At 26.7% G+C, this 18,270-nt stretch carries 16 protein-coding genes; 13 read left to right on the forward strand and 3 right to left on the reverse strand.

Annotated features, from left to right (window positions below):
• Window positions 1–133: 133 nt before the first annotated feature.
• From leuB to HF520_RS00455, 9 genes are all read left to right on the forward strand, one after another.
• Complete coding sequence (gene leuB / locus HF520_RS00415) at window positions 134–1,246, forward strand: 3-isopropylmalate dehydrogenase (RefSeq protein WP_168572153.1); 1,113 nt, start codon at window positions 134–136, stop codon at window positions 1,244–1,246.
• Window positions 1,247–1,947: 701 nt separating this feature from the next.
• On the forward strand, window positions 1,948–2,397 hold the full coding sequence (locus HF520_RS00420; RefSeq protein WP_168572154.1) for a MarR family winged helix-turn-helix transcriptional regulator: 450 nt from the start codon (window positions 1,948–1,950) through the stop codon (window positions 2,395–2,397).
• Window positions 2,397–3,470, forward strand: coding sequence for an FUSC family protein (locus HF520_RS00425; protein ID WP_168572155.1), 1,074 nt, complete (start codon window positions 2,397–2,399; stop codon window positions 3,468–3,470). The genes HF520_RS00420 and HF520_RS00425 overlap by 1 nt, the downstream gene beginning before the upstream one ends.
• Before the next feature lie 358 nt (window positions 3,471–3,828).
• Window positions 3,829–4,197 (forward strand): GntR family transcriptional regulator, encoded by a 369-nt coding sequence (locus HF520_RS00430; protein ID WP_168572156.1) that lies wholly within the window; start codon window positions 3,829–3,831, stop codon window positions 4,195–4,197.
• Window positions 4,197–4,895 (forward strand): ABC transporter ATP-binding protein, encoded by a 699-nt coding sequence (locus tag HF520_RS00435; RefSeq protein ID WP_168572157.1) that lies wholly within the window; start codon window positions 4,197–4,199, stop codon window positions 4,893–4,895. Before HF520_RS00430 ends, HF520_RS00435 begins: the two co-directional genes overlap by 1 nt.
• Window positions 4,889–5,701 carry an ABC transporter permease gene (locus HF520_RS00440; protein WP_168572158.1) on the forward strand — a complete coding sequence of 271 codons (813 nt, stop codon included), beginning with the start codon at window positions 4,889–4,891 and terminating at the stop codon, window positions 5,699–5,701. The genes HF520_RS00435 and HF520_RS00440 overlap by 7 nt, the downstream gene beginning before the upstream one ends.
• 367 nt (window positions 5,702–6,068) lie before the next feature.
• Window positions 6,069–6,635: a 50S ribosomal protein L25/general stress protein Ctc gene (locus HF520_RS00445; protein ID WP_168572159.1), complete on the forward strand. Its 567-nt coding sequence runs from the start codon at window positions 6,069–6,071 to the stop codon at window positions 6,633–6,635.
• A 178-nt stretch (window positions 6,636–6,813) separates the two neighbouring features.
• Window positions 6,814–7,311, forward strand: a complete 498-nt coding sequence (locus tag HF520_RS00450; RefSeq protein WP_243155164.1) for a CarD family transcriptional regulator — start codon at window positions 6,814–6,816, stop codon at window positions 7,309–7,311.
• A gap of 145 nt (window positions 7,312–7,456) precedes the next feature.
• On the forward strand, window positions 7,457–7,972 hold the full coding sequence (locus HF520_RS00455) for a CarD family transcriptional regulator (protein WP_168572160.1): 516 nt from the start codon (window positions 7,457–7,459) through the stop codon (window positions 7,970–7,972).
• Between the two features lie 263 nt (window positions 7,973–8,235).
• On the opposite strand, the gene HF520_RS00460 is transcribed toward HF520_RS00455, so the two are convergent.
• Entirely contained in the window at window positions 8,236–9,537 is a 1,302-nt protein-coding gene (locus HF520_RS00460; RefSeq protein ID WP_168572161.1) for a conjugated bile salt MFS transporter, read from the reverse strand.
• Window positions 9,538–9,649: 112 nt separating this feature from the next.
• Window positions 9,650–10,678, reverse strand: coding sequence for a YeiH family protein (locus HF520_RS00465; RefSeq protein ID WP_168572162.1), 1,029 nt, complete (start codon window positions 10,676–10,678; stop codon window positions 9,650–9,652).
• A gap of 216 nt (window positions 10,679–10,894) precedes the next feature.
• Here HF520_RS00465 and HF520_RS00470 point away from each other — a divergent pair, with 216 nt between their 5' ends.
• On the forward strand, window positions 10,895–12,157 hold the full coding sequence (locus HF520_RS00470; RefSeq protein ID WP_168572163.1) for a conjugated bile salt MFS transporter: 1,263 nt from the start codon (window positions 10,895–10,897) through the stop codon (window positions 12,155–12,157).
• A gap of 153 nt (window positions 12,158–12,310) precedes the next feature.
• Complete coding sequence (locus HF520_RS00475; protein ID WP_168572164.1) at window positions 12,311–13,204, forward strand: LysR family transcriptional regulator; 894 nt, start codon at window positions 12,311–12,313, stop codon at window positions 13,202–13,204.
• Window positions 13,205–13,353: 149 nt separating this feature from the next.
• On the opposite strand, the gene HF520_RS00480 is transcribed toward HF520_RS00475, so the two are convergent.
• Window positions 13,354–14,391: a hypothetical protein gene (locus HF520_RS00480; RefSeq protein WP_168572165.1), complete on the reverse strand. Its 1,038-nt coding sequence runs from the start codon at window positions 14,389–14,391 to the stop codon at window positions 13,354–13,356.
• Window positions 14,392–14,725: 334 nt separating this feature from the next.
• Between HF520_RS00480 and HF520_RS00485 the strand changes: the two genes are divergently transcribed.
• Both HF520_RS00485 and HF520_RS00490 read left to right on the forward strand, forming a co-directional pair.
• The gene (locus HF520_RS00485; protein WP_168572166.1) at window positions 14,726–17,872 is read left to right on the forward strand and encodes a DUF3427 domain-containing protein; all 3,147 of its coding nucleotides are present in this window, start codon (window positions 14,726–14,728) and stop codon (window positions 17,870–17,872) included.
• Window positions 17,873–18,037: 165 nt separating this feature from the next.
• Window positions 18,038–18,226 (forward strand): MerR family DNA-binding transcriptional regulator, encoded by a 189-nt coding sequence (locus HF520_RS00490; protein ID WP_168572167.1) that lies wholly within the window; start codon window positions 18,038–18,040, stop codon window positions 18,224–18,226.
• The last annotated feature ends 44 nt before the right edge of the window (window positions 18,227–18,270 follow it).

Here is an 18,270-nt window from a genome sequence, read left to right on the forward strand (position 1 = left end):
CTTATAGTGTAAAATATATAACTATTATAATAAATTATATATTTTACACTATAACCATATAAGAGTATCATATAATATATAATATCATTTATAAATGGTTTATGAAACATCATAAATGTCATAGGAGGAAGAGATGGAATATAATATAGCCTTAATAAAAGGTGATGGAATAGGACCAGAAATAAGCGATGAAACTGTAAAAATATTAAAAACTATAGGAAAACTATATAATCATAGATTTAATATAAAAGAAGTAATAGGTGCAGGAGAAGCAGTAGATAAATATGGAGAGCCTTTACCGGAAAATAGTTTAAAAACATGTTTAGAAAGCGATGCAATAATAATCGGGAATATAGGAGGAAAAAAATGGGCTAGTGTATCTATAGATAAAAATCCAGTAAAATCTCTTTTGGATTTAAGGAAAGCGCTTAACCTTTCCACAAATTTAAGACCAATAACAGTAAATAAAAATTTAATGGAGTTATCACCTTTAAAGGAAAATATAATTTCAGAAGGTATAGATATACTTGTAGTTAGAGATTTACTAGGAAGTGTTATTTGTGGAGAAAAGAAATATGAGTTAGGTTTATATGGAAGAGAAGCTAGTGATTTAGAATATTATAATGAAGAAATTATAAAGAAATCAGGAAAGATTGCATTTGAATTAGCACTAAAAAGAAGAAGTAAAGTTGCATGTATAGATAAATCAAATGTGTTATCTAGTTCAAGACTTTGGAAAGAAATAATAAAGGAAGAAAGTATAAATTATCCTAAAGTTATATTAACTAACCATTTAGTAGATGCAGCAGCAATGGAAGTTATATCAGCTCCTTATTTATTTGATGTTATAGTAACTTCTAATATGTTTGGAGATATATTAGCAGATGAACTTAGCCAAATAACAGGAACGGCGTGTATGCTTCCTTCAGCAGAAATAAATGAAGATGGAAAAGGTATATTCACACCAAATCAACTACATAATCCAGATGAAACTATAATAGGAAAAAACAAAGCTAATCCAATAGGATTGATCTCTTCTGCTGCATTAATGCTAAAGTATTCATTTGATCTAGAAGAAGAATCTCAATTAATAGAAAAGGCAATAGATAAAGTGATTGAAAAGGGGTATAGAACAGAGGATATATATACAGAAGGAAATACAATAATTAAAACAGATGAAATGGGTAATTTAATAAGTGATTATATTATAGAGATATTTGAACAAAATAAAAGATTAAAAAAATAATAAGTTAGATGGGGAAAAATGTATAAAATTTAATCGTGGCTATGATTATTGTGATTAGTCTCCACCATTGAAATCCACGAAAAAAGTATTGACTATTTAGCCAATACTTTTTTATATGTTAAGGTATTATAGAAAATGAGCTTGTGGATAAATTTTTATATGCCCTAATTGTGATTCAGATTTTTACTACAAAGATGATGATAAGAAATAAGAGTGGCGTTAGCCACTCAAGGTCCCCTTTAGGGGATTTTTTTTAGTATAGTTGGATTAATTAATGCAGATAGTACCATTATAAAAGTTTGTTCATATATAACATTTGCATCTCCAATGACAATGATAGTAAGAGTTGCTACAGGAGCTATTACATCAGTTGAATTTATAATATAAAGCATGATATTACTATTTATTTAATTTTATCATGCTTTATACTTTTAGATTAAGACTTAAGAAAATAATTTGACAAATTGAAGTAAAATATATTAAAATTTAGTTGACAAAGTAAACTTATTTTATTTTTTACGCTTCAGGAAATTATATTATCTAAATGACTGGGAATAAAACACAAGATGTAGTTACATCAAGGCACTGATTTTGAGCGTAAAAAATAATTTTGAGTAACGGACGAAGTCGTTGGCGACATGAGCAAAGCAAATTTTATTATAAAAATATAATTTAAATAAATATTAGAAAGGATTAGAATATTGGGAGTATCTGATTGGATTTATATGATGGAAAAGATGCATGATATAAAGCTATTTTCTAGATTATTGATAAGTAGATCAATAAAGGAAAATGAAATACCTTCTCAACATTTAGAATTATTATCATGCCTTGCAATTAGAGATGAAAAAATGACATCCATGAAATTAAGTAAAGTCATGGGATTAGACAAGACAGTCATAAGTAGAATAATAGATACACTAAGCAAAAGTGGATACTTAACAAAAACAAAAGATGAAAATGACAAAAGGAGTTACTTTATATCTATAACAAAAGAAGGTAGGGAAAAATTGGATAGTACGTATGCACATTATTTAGGTCCAATTTATGAACTTAGGAGAAAGTTAGGAGAAGAAGAGTTTATTAAAATGATGTCATACATAGAAAAATCGAATATAGAAATGTTGGATAAAGGAAAGGGGATGAAGTAGTGAGTTTTTATCAAGCTATGCAATTAGGAGCTGTTAGTTTAAAACCTATGATCAAGGAATGCAGTGACAAAACTTTAAAAAGAAAGTATATAACAGCACTTATAGTTAAGGATATTTTATGTCTTTTACTTTGTATGATAATTGTTACATCATTTAGTATTGTATTTGGTGAAGAAAACAGTATTGTAGGTGTGGTTACTGTTTTAGCATTGCTTACTTTTAGGTTTTCAAATTTAGATTTTAATATTGGTCAGTCGGCACTTACGATATTTAGTATATTTGGTATATGTATGGTAGGGCCATTCTTTGCATCATTATCAAGCACGATTGTATGTTTTATTATAAACTTTATATGTATATTTGTGATTGTTATCTTATCTTGTCACAATATGATATTATCAAATCAATCGACATTTGTTTTATCATATTTACTATTATATGGATATGAAGTTAGTAGTATAGAAGGATATTTAAGTCGTATAATTGGATTAGCTATTGGAGGTACAATAGTATGTTTAGTATTTTACTTTAAACAAAGAAAATTAAAGTTAGAGAATACTATTTTAGATATAGTAAAAGATGTAAATTTAGAAAATGAACATACTAAGTGGCAATTAAAACTTACATTAGGAGTATGTAGTGCGATGTTAATAGGACAATATCTAAATTTACCTCGTACAATGTGGATTGGTTTTTCTTGTTTATCAATACTTCAACCATATAAAGATAAACTAGAGTTTAGATATGAGAAAAGAGTTCTATTTGTAATAATAGGATGTTTATTATTTGGAGCTATTTATATAATTTTACCAGAAAGTTATTATGGATATATAGGTATTATTGGAGGTTTAATGGTTGGACTATCAGCTACTTATCAGTGGCAAACTGTATTTAATTGCTTTGGTGCATTAACTACTGCAGTGCCAGTGTTTGGATTAGGTGGTGCAATAATACTTAGAATTTTAAATAATGCTTTTGGAGCTATTTATAGTAAATTATATGACAAATACTTTGAAGTTATTTACAATAAAATTTTAGGGAGAAATTCTATTGATGAGTTAATGGAAGGATAACATATGTTATCCTTCTTATTTTTTTGATAGATATCGTCGGATGTAATATTAATTCTAATAATGAAACTGGGTTTTATATAGTTATGAAAACAAATACAGAAATAAAAGAACTAAATGAAATTTATTATAGATAAAAAGTTTAGATTTATAGATATTTTAATTTGACAATCGTGGGTATTATTGCTGTGATTTGTCCCCATCAATAATTACTTTTATTTAACATATTATGAAGCAAAGGTATAGGAGCACAGGCTCCTATTTTTTTATAAATAAAATAAAAAACTTTATAGTTGACAAAAAAATCATACAAGAGTACTATTGTATTAAGTGATTAGTACAATAATACGGAGGTGTCAAAATGACATTTGAGTTTAATAATAATAAGCCTATATATCTCCAAATAGTAGATGTTCTAAAACTAAAAATCATCTCAGGAGAATTAGAAGTAGGATCTAAGTTAAAATCTGTAAGAGATTTAGCTTTAGATTTTGAGGTAAATCCAAATACAATGCAAAGAGCTTTAACTGAGCTAGAAAGAGAAAACTTAGTATATAGTCGAAGAACTAGCGGCAGATTTGTAACAGATGATATAGATACAATAGCACATCTTAGAGAAGAAATAGCAAGAATAGAAATAGCTGAGTTATATAGTATCCTTATTCGATTAGGATATAAAAAAGAAGAATTAACAGAAATTATATTAAGAAATTTAAAGGAGATGGAGTAATGGAAAATATCGTAGAAATAAAAGACTTAAATAAAAGCTACGGAAAAAAAGAAGTTATAAAAAATATGAATTTAAATATTCCAAAAGGAAAAATAGTAGGTTTGCTTGGGCCTAATGGAAGTGGGAAAAGTACACTAATAAAATTAATAAATGGATTATTGCATGCAAATAGTGGGGAGATATTAATAAATGGTATTAATCCATCAATAGGAACTAAAAAAATAGTTTCTTACTTGCCTGAAAGAACTTACTTAAACGATTGGATGAAGGTATCTGACTTATTAAATTTCTTTAAAGATTTTTATGATGACTTTGATATGGATAAAGCTAATAATATGATAGATAGCCTCAAGATAGATGTAAATGAAAAATTAAAAACTATGTCAAAAGGAACTAAAGAAAAGGTTCAATTAATATTAGTTATGTCTAGAAAGGCTAGTTTATATATACTTGATGAGCCTATTGGAGGTGTTGACCCTGCAGCTAGAAGTTATATATTAAAGACTATACTTTCAAATTACTGTGAAGATAGCACATTGCTTATTGCAACTCATTTAATAAGTGAAATAGAAAATATATGTGATGATGTAATATTTATATCTAAAGGCAATATTGTATTACAAGGAAATGTAGAAGAGATAAGAGAAGAAAAAGGAAAATCTATAGATGCTTTATTTAGGGAGGAGTTCAGATGTTAGGTAAATTATTTAAATATGAGTTTAAATCAACTGCTAAGGTATTTTTACCACTTTATGTAACTTTATTAGTGGTTGCGATTATAAATGGATTTTTTTTAAATTCTGAAATATTTAACGTACAAGGGTTACTAATGATGGTATTTGGAGCCTTGCTTATAGCTTTATTTGTTATAACTGTAGTAGTTTTAATTCAAAGATTTAGTAAAAATTTATTAGGCGATGAAGGATACTTAATGTTTACACTTCCTGTAAAATCCTCGTCTATAATTTTATCTAAGTACTTAGTTGCTATTTTATGGACATTGCTTAGTGGTATAGTTTCAGTAGTTGCATTTTTCTTAATAGCGCTTATACCTTTAGTTATGGATGGTGCAATTAATTTATCAGAGTATTTTGGAATATTTGCGGAAGGCTTAAAAATTGTATTTCAAAGTGATTATATAACTTTTGTAATAAACATTATGTTACTTGTGTTTATTAGTTACTCTATGTTTATATTTACTGTATACTTAGCTCTTTCTATGGGGCAGTTACCAGTGTTTAATAATCATAGAAATTTAGCATCTTTCATTAGTTTTATAGGTATAAATGTTTTACTTTCTTCCATAAGAAATTTACTTATGACGATGTTTTTTAAGGTTTCTGGAGAACAAATGTTATCGAATATTGAGATTAATTCATTAAATGATGCAACTACTTTAATTAATAGTGGATTTATTTTCGGCATAGTGGTTAATTTAGTATTATTAGTTGGATTATTCTTTGGAACTAAGTTTATATTAGATAAGAAATTAAACTTAGAGTAGATTAGGGTAGCTATAGTAAGATAGTTAATGACCCAGTAGTATTGTTAATTTATATTTATTTTCAAGAAAGGGTACACGAAAGGAAAATGGCCCCTTGCTTTTCAATGTAAACTACTATATACTATACTTAAATTATAAATAAAAAAGAACCGTCTTTAAAGAAGGGCTTTTGGTATGCGCTTATTGCGTTGTATGAAGAGCCCTTCTTTTTTTTATTATGGTTCGAAAAACAACAGTGCATTGTATAAAGAAAATGGTAGGTAAGCTGTTATAAAAGAAATAAAAGCCTTATTTATATTGCTTGTTTCTTTGAAATGCACGAAGCTGCAATTGAGCAGATATTATAAAATAATTAGGAGGAAACAAAATGGAAACTATTAATGTTCAAAAACGAGATTTTAATGTAAAGGCAAAAAAGATGAGACGACTCGGGATGGTTCCTGGAGATGTGTTTGGTAAATCTTTGCCAGAATCAATATCAATTCAAATGGAAGAAGCCGTTGCACGCAGATTGATTCGCCTCAACCGTGAAGGTAGTAAATTGGTGATGAATATTGATGGGCAAATATTACCGGTACAAATCAAGGAAAAATCTTTGAATACAGTTAATGATGAAATTTTACACATAAGTTTTCAAGCATTAACTGCAGGTGAAAAAGTCAACAGTGTAATTCATATCATTATTGACAATGATGAGAAAATAGCAGGTATACTAGAGAGAATGCAGCTTGAAATTCCATATACTTCTTTACCTGAAGATATGATTGATACGATAACTATTGATGTTGATGGAATGAAGCCAGGTACTGTTTTAACTGTTGGAGAAATTCCTGAACTAAAGAGCGATAAAATTGAACTACATGTTGATTCAGAGAGTATCGTACTGCGTGTAAGTGAAAAAAAGAATTATAATCCAATAGCCGTTGAAGGGTAAATATTTAGCCCACATATGGCTCAAGCAACGGGTAAAGTTTTTGGTTCATTAGCCACGAGTATTTTTTATTATTTGTAAGAATGCTTATTTTTTAATAGTAAAAGGTGTAGCAAAAAACTTAGCTACACCTTTTACTATAGAACAAATTTGTAGAATATAATTTTAAAGAGGTATTTATATGATGTTTAATGTTGACGATTATATAATGTATGGTAAGACAGGAGTATGTAAAGTTGTAGATATAACTAACGAGAAATTTATAAATGGAGAGAAAAGAAAATATTATATATTAAGTCCTATTTATAATAATGACACAGTAATAAAAATCCCTTTAGACAATGACAAAGTTCCAATGAGAAAGGTAATTTCTAAAGGTGATATGACTGCATTAATAAATGATATACCAAATATGGAAATATTATGGATAGATGATGAAAAAAAGAGAATTGCTCAATTTGAAACAATGCTTAAAAGTGGTCAATGTGAGGAACTAATTAAATTAATAAAAAGTATAAAATTTAGTAAAAAATATGCACGGTCTATTGGTAAAAAATTAGAAAAAACAGACAGAGATATTATGAAAGAAGCAGAAAGATTGCTAACAGAAGAGTTTGCAATTATTTTAAATGTTTATCCTAATGAAGCAAGTTCATATATATTAAGTCAAATAGATTAATAATTTAAACTTAAGATCTACATTACTAGTAAACTATTAAGATAAAATACTATATTAGTATACAGTACAGCTTTAAAAAGATAAATCTATTTAAATAGGCTAAGTTTTATTTTCATATATAAAATAAAATAGGAGTGATAAGAGCATGTACAAAATTGGAGAATTTATTATTTATGGTAATTGTGGACTATGTAAAGTAGAGGATATAGGTCCAATTGATATTTCAGGTATTAACAATGAAAAGGATTATTACACGTTAAAACCAGTATATGAAGATGGAAAAATATTCACACCAATAGATACAGATGTATTTATGCGAGCGATTTCTACGTATGAAGAAGCTCAACAATTGATAGAACGTATTCCTTACATGGAAGAAATGGACTGTAGTGAGAAAAGTATAAATATATTACAATCTAAATATAAAAGTTTTATTAAAACGTATGATTGTGAAGATTTATTATCTGTAATATTAGGTATTTATAAGAAGGAATATAATGCAATAAATAAAGGGAAAAAACTAGGTCAAATAGATGAAAAATTCATGAAATTGGCTCAAGGATTGATTAATGATGAATTTTCAATTGTTTTAGGAATATCTAGAGAAGAAGTAGAAAAATATATTAAAGAAAAAGTTAGAGATAGACAATATAATAACTAAAAACTATCTTTAGCGATACAATCGTGGATATGATTTGCGTGAATCATCTCAACCATTTAAATCCTAGAAAAGAGTATGAAGGACTACTAAGTTTATAGCTTAGTAGTTTTTTATATATAATAATTTGTTATGCAAAGTATTTAGAAAATTAACAGTATATCCTAAATATACATGAACCATATGTCAAATAAATAAGATTTTTAATAAATAAAAACGGCTTAAACTTTAAGCTCAAGCCGTTTTATAAATTTAGTTTTAAAGATTTATGCTATTTTCTTAGTTTCAATTACATTATTATCTTTATTCATTTTTATAATTGAACTAGTAGAGTATAATAATCCTGCATAAGCTATTACAGCATAAATTATTGTAGATATCCATGCATTTGTAAATCCAGACTTATCAACTATTAATCCAAATATTGTAGAACCTGAACCAAATCCAACAGCAAAGAATATTTGTACAATACCTAATATAGTACCAAATTCTTTGTTACCAAATAAAGCACCCGTCATATAAGAAGGACCTATTATATATGAGAACATAGATATACCTAAACAAATTGCAAATACAAATCCAAGTGCATTTATTTGACCTACAAAAATTAAAGATAAACCACAAGTTATAACTAAAAGACCTGCTAGTAAAAGAGATTTTATTATACCAAGTTTATCAAATAGAACACCACCGCAAAGGTTTCCGAATATTGAAGCTAACCCGAATAGAGAAGCAACTAAAGCTGATCCTAGAGTGAATACCTGATTTTGTTCTAATGTTTGTAAGTATGGTATAAATTGTAATGCCATTCCACCAACATATAATCCCACAAATACAAATGATATTGAGAAAATCCAGAAGTATTTAATTTTACTAACTTCTGCAAAAGTATATCCCCAATCAGAACTTTGTGATGAAGTCTTTTTAGATTTCTTTGATTTATTCATTTCTAATTCAGATTTTGATTTTGGCAATCTCATTATAAATAGTGCTATTGGTAATGATACTATTATAGCTAATAATCCGAATCTTAAATAAGCACCTTTATATCCAATTGCTGGATTAGATAGCCATTTACCTGCAAATTGTTGAAGAATCATATTACCAAGTCCTCCACCAGAAAAAGCAAGTCCCATTGCAATACCTTTATTTTCTGTAAACCAACTATTTATAAGTGTAGGAACACCTATAGCTGATATTATAGCAGATCCTATTTGAACTAATATAGATAGTGCATAATAAGCGAATATATTTCCTCCAGCTAAAGACATAGCTGCAAATCCAACTCCTACTAAAACTACACCTAATACATATAGTAATTTTATATTTGCTTTAGGATGAGAATATAACTTTCCTATAAAAGGAGAACATATAGCAGATACTATAGTACCAATTGTGAATATTAGTGAAAATTGAGTATAAGTAAAGCCTTCTCCTGAAGTTACATAATTTGTAAATGCAGGTTGGATATTAGCTGCTAATGAATATGGTACAGCTTGAATAAGCATACAACCTATAACTATTAACCAACCATAAAAAAATGTACTTTTTTGTTTTGTGTTTTCCATAATGAATACCTTCTTTACTTTTATATTTAGAAAAATTTAATGATCTTATAAAACTCTTTAGTTAATCTGTTGTACCAGTTATTTTTAACTAGCACAACAAGCTAAATTTTACTTATAATAATATTCCGATTAAAGTTATTGCAGAAACTATTTGTAATAGCCCTATAAATAATCCATATAGAGATACTGATTTTCCTTGTTTAATTAAATCTTTTACATTAACTCTTAATCCGATAGCGGCTAAAGCGATTATTTCAAATTTATTGCTTATTTCTTTGCAAAGAATTGAAACATCATTGCTTATTATATTTAGAGAGAATAAGGCACAAGTTATAAAGAATCCTATTACATACCATGGAACTTTTATTTTTCCTTTTTCTATATCTTGTACTTCTTCTTTTATAATTTCTTTATTTGATTTATGTTTTAGATGACCTAATACAAATACAACAACAACTAAAAATATAATACGTACAATTTTAAATATTGTAGATAAATCTTTTACATGTTCATTTACCATCGCACCACTAGCGACAACTTGTCCTACAGATTGTAATATACCTCCAATCATGGCAGATGTTTGAGTAATCTCATTATTATATAAGAATTGAGATATCATAGGTAATAAGAACATAAGGACTATACCAGTTACATTGACAATAGTTATTGATATTCCTTTTTCCTTATCATCAGCTCCGATTACAGGTGATGTTGCTGCTATTGCAGAAGATCCACATACTGCATTACCACTTGCCATCATATATCTGAAGTTATCTGAAAAACCTAATTTTTTTCCGATATATAAAGCTCCTATTATTGTAATTGTCATTTGTAATACTATAAATATTACTCCAGAAAATCCAATTTCAGATATAGTAGATATACTTAATGTTGCACCTAATAATACTATTGAGTACGACAGCAAGTCAGTTTCTGAAAATTTATATCCCTTTTGGAATATATCGTGATTTAAAAATACATTACCTACAAACATACCTAAGAATATAGCTATAGATGCAGCTCCAAGTTTTGGAACAAATTTTGCAATAAGCATACTTAAATATGCTACTAATACAGAAACTATAAGTCCAGGTAATATATCTTTTATATTTTTTAGAAAATTATTATTGTTTCTTTTCATTATGACGCTCCTTTAATGTGATATATATTTTATTTTAAATTCATATTTACAATTTGTTAAATATGTTTTTTTTATAATATATATAACCATTTACCTATATATCGCTTATAAGTATTTAATTATATGTGATATAAAATTTACGTATTTAACAAAATGAATAAAAATATTTATAATAAAATTGCAAAATTTATTTTAGAAAAGGAACGTGAGAGTATTATGAAAGATGAAGCATTACAAAGTAATAGCAATAATAAGAAAAAATATTTAATAGTATTTATATGTATGTTCATGCAAGCCATACCATTTGGAGTTGCACAAAATATTCAACCATTATTCATACCATATGTAATTAATGATTTTGGATTTTCACTAGCAGCTTTCTCTTTAATTTTTACATTTGGGGCTATGGCCTCTGCAGCATTTTCTCCATTTTTAGGGAAATTATTTGGTAAGATAAATATAAAAATATTATTTATAATAGGTACAGTATTATCATCATTAGGATTTTTAGGATTTGGTTTTGCTAAGACTTTACCTCAATTCTATATATTATCAGCAGTATCTCAAGTAGGATGTGTTTTATTCTCTGGACTAGGAGTTCCATATGTGATAAACAACTGGTTCCCTAAAAAAGGTAGAGGTAAAGCTTTAGGTATAGCATTCTCTGGTGGTTCTATAGGAAATGTATTTTTACAACAAATTACATCACAAATGTTAGCATCAAATGGTGCTAGTTATAGTTACATAGTATTTGGATTAATATCATTATTATGTAGTTTACCAGCAATTTTATTATTCATAAGAATGCCTAAAGATAATGAAGTAGAAGTAGCTGAAGAAAATATAAATGAATTAAATGAAGTGGATAAAGGATTTGAAGGTTTAGGAGCAAAAGCAACAACTAAGAATAAATATTTTTGGATATTTTCAATAGGATATGCAATAATAGCAATTGCTATATCAGCATTAAGTACTCAATATGCAACATATTTTACAGGAGAGCTTGGAATGAGTGCAACACTAGTTGGGACATTAGGTTCAGTATTTGCACTATTCTGCCTAATAGGAAATGTAACTGGAGGAGCTTTATTTGATAAAATAGGTACGTTAAAAACAATGTCTATATCATTAGTACTTTCAATTATAGCTATAATAGGATTAATGATGTCAAGTAAATTTCATAGTTTAGCATTTTTATTCTCTGTAGCATATGGTTTAAATGTTTACTCATATATGTCAGCACCAGCATTTATGGCTACAGATGTATTTGGTAAAAAAGAATCTAGTGTAATATTAGGTATTATAAGTCTTCTATTTGCATTAGGATTTGCATTCGGTTCAACATTATTTGGTATGATAGTAGATAATTTTGGATTTAATGCAGGATGGATAGTAATGTTAGTATGTGTACTTTTAGGATATGCTTTATTACTTACATCAATAAAAAAAGTCAAAGATCAAAATGAAAAATTAGCATAAAATATATATTACTTTAAGAAATAAAAGTATTGAAACAATAAAAGAAGGTAATATAATATATAAAAATATTGATATTAAGAAAGAGGTGAGGTTTTATTTCACCTCTTTTTGTTGAATATAGTAATATATATATATATGAGGAGTGATATACTTATGAATATTAGAAAATTAGAGATTTTTTATAGAACAGCTAAGTGTTTAAATATGAGTCAAGTAGCAAAGGATATGTATATTAGCCAACCATCAATAAGTCAATGTATATCTGAAATTGAGTCAGAAATTGATACAAAATTGTTTGATAGAATAGGTAAGAAGCTGTATTTGACACATGAAGGTCAAATTTTTTATGAATATACAAGAAGAATATTAAATATTTATGAAGAAGGAATAAATGTAGTACGTTCATCTAAGTCTAATAAAGGAAAATTAGTTATTGGTGCAAGTACAACTATAGGTACATATATAATGCCTTATATAATACATAAATTTAATCAAAAAGAAAAAGATATTGAAATATCTATGATTATAGATAACAAGCAGAATATAGAAGAACTTATACTGAATAATAAAGTAGACATTGGATTTATAGAAGGTACGGTAAATTCAAAAGAGATAATATTAAAAGATATATGGATGGATGAGCTTGTATTTATAAGCTCAGTAGACCATGAATGGAATGGAAAAAAATACTTAGATATAGAGGATTTAAAAAATAATAAATTTATTATAAGAGAAGATGGTAGCGGAACAAGAGAACGATTTGAAGATTTTTTAGAAAATAAAGATATTAAATTTGATTCATATATAGAATTAAGTAATTTAGAGGCTATTTTAAATTATGTTAAATTAAATATAGGAGTAAGTTGTTTACCTTATATGTCTGTTTTATCTGAAGAAAATTCAAAATCAATAAATGTATATAGGTTGAAAGATCATAATATTAATAGATCTTTATATAGTGCTATACACAAAGATAAGTATATTTCTAAACCTATAGAATGCTTTATGGAATTTTGTGAAAAAACGGATATTTTAAATAATAAATGATTATACATGAAAAAGTAGAATTGATATGTTAATTATTGCATTACAATTTATTATAAAATGATGAGTTTGTATTATAAAAAAGTCCCTTAATGTGTAAGTTCAAATAAATCGCAACATAGCAAGGGACTTTTATAACTATAAAGTTGTATTTATACGTTTATATCTCTATCCTTATAAGCCTTGTAGTTAGTTAGAAAAGTTCTAGTATTAAATATATATTTTCCACCTATTTGAGTATAGTATGAACCTGTAGTATCATATATCTCTCTTAATTTTTGGCTTAAGTTCTTGTTATAATATCTAAGTTCTTTAAATTCTTTTTTTAACTTTTCAGCAGTCATCCATACTTTGTTAGCACCTATATCGGAAAGTTTAATGTTTTCAAATTTAACATTATTCTTCTGAGAGTAAACATAAATTTCTGCTAATAATTCTTGTAGATTTTCATTTGAAAGTTCATAATTAAGCTTTTTATATAATATAGCTCCCATAGAATCAATTCCTTTTTCTCTTAATCTTTCTTGATGTATAAGAGCATTTAGAGGTTGTCTTTTTATATATACATAAGCATTATCATCTAGTATATATGATACCCTATGATATTTAGCAGGTCTATGAATCACAAGAATAGGAGCATATCTTCCGTTAATCTCTTCCTCATTGAAGTCAACTATATCATCCATATTTTTTAAGTTATAATCGGTAGACATAGTACCGTATTTGGATTTTGTATTTAGTGAATACATGTCCTCACTTTTTATATAATTTATTATTTCATTTGCATAATTTTCATCAATTATATCTTCAATAGAATGCTCTGTTCGTATAAAGTTTTGAACTAATTCATCTCTCGTAGCAATTACATGTTCTGTATCTACTCCTAAAGCAGAGCATACATTTATCAATCTATCTTCTATATTAGATAAATCAATTTCTAAAAAAGGTAATATCTCATTTATAGATTCTATTTTTTTTATTTGCACTATTTTATTTATGATATCTAAAGGATTTATAGTGCTATTTTTATAGAATAAATATTTATTTATATTTTCTTTTAAAACTTCTATTTCTGTGTATATTTTTATATAATCTGAGACAATATCGCTACCTTTGGCTAATATTTCATTAGGTATATTTATGTAAGTGTTATTATCTTTAATGTATAAGTTTAAGTCTACATTTTTCATGATACATTTTGCCTTTCTATATACTTTCGTTGAATGTTACTTACTATTATATCATTAAAAGACAAAAGTCAAGTTTATTTTATATGTAAAATATATTTAAATTATAGGGAAAAGTGAAATAAAAAATAGTGGATATGATATGTTCATATTTACCATTAAAATTCATGAAAAGATATTGATTAACTAGTTCAATATGTTTTTGTGTATATATTTATAAAAATGATTAAAACATATACAAATATAATCTAGAAAATAGTAAGTTCAAAATAACACATTCAGAGCTAAATTATGAAGTGATATAATATTATTAAGAATAACAAAAATAGGAGGAGAAATGAATCTTAAAAAAGGTATATATGAGCAAATTATTTCAGATAAAGTAAATGAAGAACTAGAAAAACGAAAAGATGAAATAGATATAAAAACTGAAGCAATAGAAAGAGAAGAAGCTAAAGAAGTACTATCAAAACATTTAGGTGATGTAGCTAAAAAAAGCCTAGAATTTATAAAAAATTTAGATATAGAAAAGCAAATCGATATATGCAATAACATAATAAGTTACTTATCAAAAGAAGTAGGAGACGAAGATATAAAAATAAATAACATACATAAAAAAGGTGAAATCCTATTATCAATAGATGAAAAGAAGAATAACTCTAACCTAAAAAATAAAGTAAGACCATTAACACCAATATCACAAAGCTTTTTATTTACAAATAGTAATAATGAGCCAGACCTAGTAAGTGAGTTAAAAAGAGAGATACTAACTAGCGATAAAATAGATATCATAGTATCTTTCATTAGATGGACAGGTATAAGATTAATAAAAGATGAATTAATAGAACATACAAAAACAAAGAAGTTAAGAATTATAACAACATCATATTTAGGTGCCAGCGAATTTAAAGCAATTAAATTTTTATCAACATTACCTAATACAGAAATAAAAATATCATATGATACAGAGAGAACAAGACTTCATGCTAAAAGTTATATGTTCTACAGAGATACAGGTTTCACTACTGCATATATAGGTTCATCTAACATATCAAAAGATGCAATGACAACAGGACTTGAATGGAATATGAAGGTAAGTGAAAAAGACTCAAAAAATATTATAGATAAATTCAAAGCTACTTTTGAAAGTTATTTTAATGATGATGAATTTAAATTATTCACAGAGAATGATGAGGATATGTTAAAGTCAGAGCTAGCAAAAGCAAGAAAGAAAGACATTAAAGTAAATATAGATGATATTGCTAATCTTGATGTAAGACCATATCATTATCAACAAGAAATATTAGAAACACTTCAAGCTGAAAGAGAAATTTTAAACCATAATAAAAATTTAGTAGTAGCAGCAACAGGAGTAGGTAAAACTGTAATATCAGCATTTGATTATAAAAACTTTGTTAGAGAAAATAAAGGAAAAGTAAATAGACTTTTGTTTATCGCTCACAGAGAAGATATTTTGGTGCAAAGTATGAAAACTTTTAGAACTATTCTTAGAGATAGAAACTTTGGAGGGCTTTATACAGGAAATTATACTCCAGATAATATTGATCATGTATTTATGACTATACAAACATTCAATTCTAAGAAGTTTGATGAAATAACAACTAGTGATTTTTATGATTTTATTATCGTTGATGAATTTCACCATGCCAGTGCAAAATCTTATCAAAAGTTATTAATGCATTATCATCCTAAAATATTATTAGGACTAACGGCTACACCTGAAAGAATGGATGGGAAAGATGTACTAGAGTATTTTGATGGTAGAATAAGTACAGAGATGAGGCTAGGAGAGGCAATAGATCGAAAATTATTAACTCCATTCCAATATTTCTGTGTAAGTGATGAACTAGATTTAAGTAAACTTAAATGGTCAAGGGGTGGATATGATACTAACGAACTTACTAATATACTTACTTTAGATAAAGTAAATGCAAATAGAAGGGCAGACTTAGTAATTAGAAGTTTACATGACTATATATCAGATTTAGATGAAGTAATCGGATTAGGTTTCTGTGTGAGCATAGAACATGCAGAGTTTATGGCAAATTATTTTAACGAAAAAAATATACCATCAGTTGCAATAAGTTCTAAATGTAGTGTTGAGGAAAGAGAAAGTGCTAGATTAGGTCTTGTTAATGGTATATATAAGTTTGCTTTTGTAGTAGACCTTTACAATGAAGGAGTAGATATTCCAGAAATTAATACTATATTATTCTTAAGACCTACTGATAGTATTACAGTATTTTTACAACAATTAGGTAGAGGACTTAGATTAAGTGAAAATAAAGAATGTTTAACTGTATTGGATTACGTTGGACAAGCTCATAAGAATTATAATTTTTACGAGAAATTTAGTACTATTTCCAAATCAAAAGGTAAAGTATTAGAAAGTGAGATCAAAAGTGGATTTATAACTTTACCTAAAGGTTGCCACATACATATGGAGAAGCAAGCTAAAGAATATATTTTAAAAAATATTAACTCATTTATATACAATAAAAATACTATTACTAATAAAATAAAGTCATTTAGTATAGAGAGTGATAAAGAGTTAAACTTACTTAACTTTATAGAATTTTACAATATAACTTTAAAAGATATATACAAGACTAAAAATACATTTGCTAGACTTTGTGTGAATGCAAATATAAAAGAAGATTTTGTTTGTGATGACGAAAAAATGTTAAGTACAGCAATGATAAGATTAAACAATGTAGATTCACCAAGACTTCTTAGATTTTGGAAAAACACATTAGAGAATTTTAAGGAACATAATACTATATCTAAATTTAATAACGAGGAAGAAAAGATGATATTGATGTTGCATTATACTTTATTCACTAAAGCACCTATTGATTTAGGTATAAATAGTATACATCAATTTTTAGAAAGAATATATTCAAATAAGGAAATATATGAAGAGATCCTTGATGTAATAAAGTATAATCTGACTCATATTAAAATAAAGCCATTAAAAGATAGGCTAGAGTATGATAGTCTAATGGAGGCCCATTGTACTTATACTAAAGAGCAAATACTTTGTGCTTTAGGAAAAAATACTATAGAAAAGCAATATCCTTTAAGAGAAGGAGTATTGTATATAGATGAATTAAAGACAGATGTGTTTTTAATTACCCTTAATAAGGTAGAAAAACATTTTTCACCATCAACTATGTATGAAGATTATGCAATCAATGATGAACTATTTAATTGGCAAAGTCAAAGTAGAACTAGTGATGAGTCTCCGACTGGAGTTAGATATATTAACCATAGAAATACCAATAATAAAATACTTTTATTTGTTAGAGAAAACAGTAAAGAGGAAGGCATCACTAGTCCATATATTTATTTAGGACAGGCTGATATTGTTAGTCATAGAGGTAGTAAACCTATAACTATAGTGTGGAAACTAAAAAATAAGTTACCTGCAAGAATTGCTGTTAAAGCAGAGAAGGCTCTATAAATAATGAGAGTATTTGGGTGAGAACACATTGATAATTTTATCAATGTGTTTTTTGCATGTTAATAGAATAGATAATAAAATAATTATAAAAGCTTATTTAAAAATCCCTATCAAAATAAATAACAAATTAAAATGTAAAAATAAAGTTCAAAAAAGGAGACTATTATGGCAAATTATTTTACAATAGGAGAAATATCAAAGCTATCTAATGTTTCATTAAAAACACTTAGATACTACGATGAAATTGGGATATTGAAGCCTAAATATGTAAATAAAGAAAATAAATATAGATATTATTCTATAGAGCAATTAACAACAATAGATTTAATAAAATTATTTGGCTATGTTAGCTAACTTCGTGATTAATTATATATAACATAGGCTATAATATAGATATA

It is taken from the genome of Romboutsia sp. CE17, assembly GCF_012317385.1.
Taxonomy (GTDB): Bacteria; Bacillota; Clostridia; order Peptostreptococcales; family Peptostreptococcaceae; genus Romboutsia_E.

What these genes read in the sequence shown, in the direction of transcription:
- leuB (WP_168572153.1), top strand. Translation starts at nt 134, where the DNA reads ATGGAATATAATATAGCCTTAATAAAAGGTGATGGAATAGGACCAGAA.
- HF520_RS00430 (WP_168572156.1), top strand. Translation starts at nt 3,829, where the DNA reads ATGACATTTGAGTTTAATAATAATAAGCCTATATATCTCCAAATAGTA.
- HF520_RS00435 (WP_168572157.1), top strand. Translation starts at nt 4,197, where the DNA reads ATGGAAAATATCGTAGAAATAAAAGACTTAAATAAAAGCTACGGAAAA.
- HF520_RS00440 (WP_168572158.1), top strand. Translation starts at nt 4,889, where the DNA reads ATGTTAGGTAAATTATTTAAATATGAGTTTAAATCAACTGCTAAGGTA.
- HF520_RS00445 (WP_168572159.1), top strand. Translation starts at nt 6,069, where the DNA reads ATGGAAACTATTAATGTTCAAAAACGAGATTTTAATGTAAAGGCAAAA.
- HF520_RS00450 (WP_243155164.1), top strand. Translation starts at nt 6,814, where the DNA reads ATGATGTTTAATGTTGACGATTATATAATGTATGGTAAGACAGGAGTA.
- HF520_RS00455 (WP_168572160.1), top strand. Translation starts at nt 7,457, where the DNA reads ATGTACAAAATTGGAGAATTTATTATTTATGGTAATTGTGGACTATGT.
- HF520_RS00460 (WP_168572161.1), bottom strand. Translation starts at nt 9,537, where the DNA reads ATGGAAAACACAAAACAAAAAAGTACATTTTTTTATGGTTGGTTAATA.
- HF520_RS00465 (WP_168572162.1), bottom strand. Translation starts at nt 10,678, where the DNA reads ATGAAAAGAAACAATAATAATTTTCTAAAAAATATAAAAGATATATTA.
- HF520_RS00470 (WP_168572163.1), top strand. Translation starts at nt 10,895, where the DNA reads ATGAAAGATGAAGCATTACAAAGTAATAGCAATAATAAGAAAAAATAT.
- HF520_RS00475 (WP_168572164.1), top strand. Translation starts at nt 12,311, where the DNA reads ATGAATATTAGAAAATTAGAGATTTTTTATAGAACAGCTAAGTGTTTA.
- HF520_RS00480 (WP_168572165.1), bottom strand. Translation starts at nt 14,391, where the DNA reads ATGAAAAATGTAGACTTAAACTTATACATTAAAGATAATAACACTTAC.
- HF520_RS00485 (WP_168572166.1), top strand. Translation starts at nt 14,726, where the DNA reads ATGAATCTTAAAAAAGGTATATATGAGCAAATTATTTCAGATAAAGTA.
- HF520_RS00490 (WP_168572167.1), top strand. Translation starts at nt 18,038, where the DNA reads ATGGCAAATTATTTTACAATAGGAGAAATATCAAAGCTATCTAATGTT.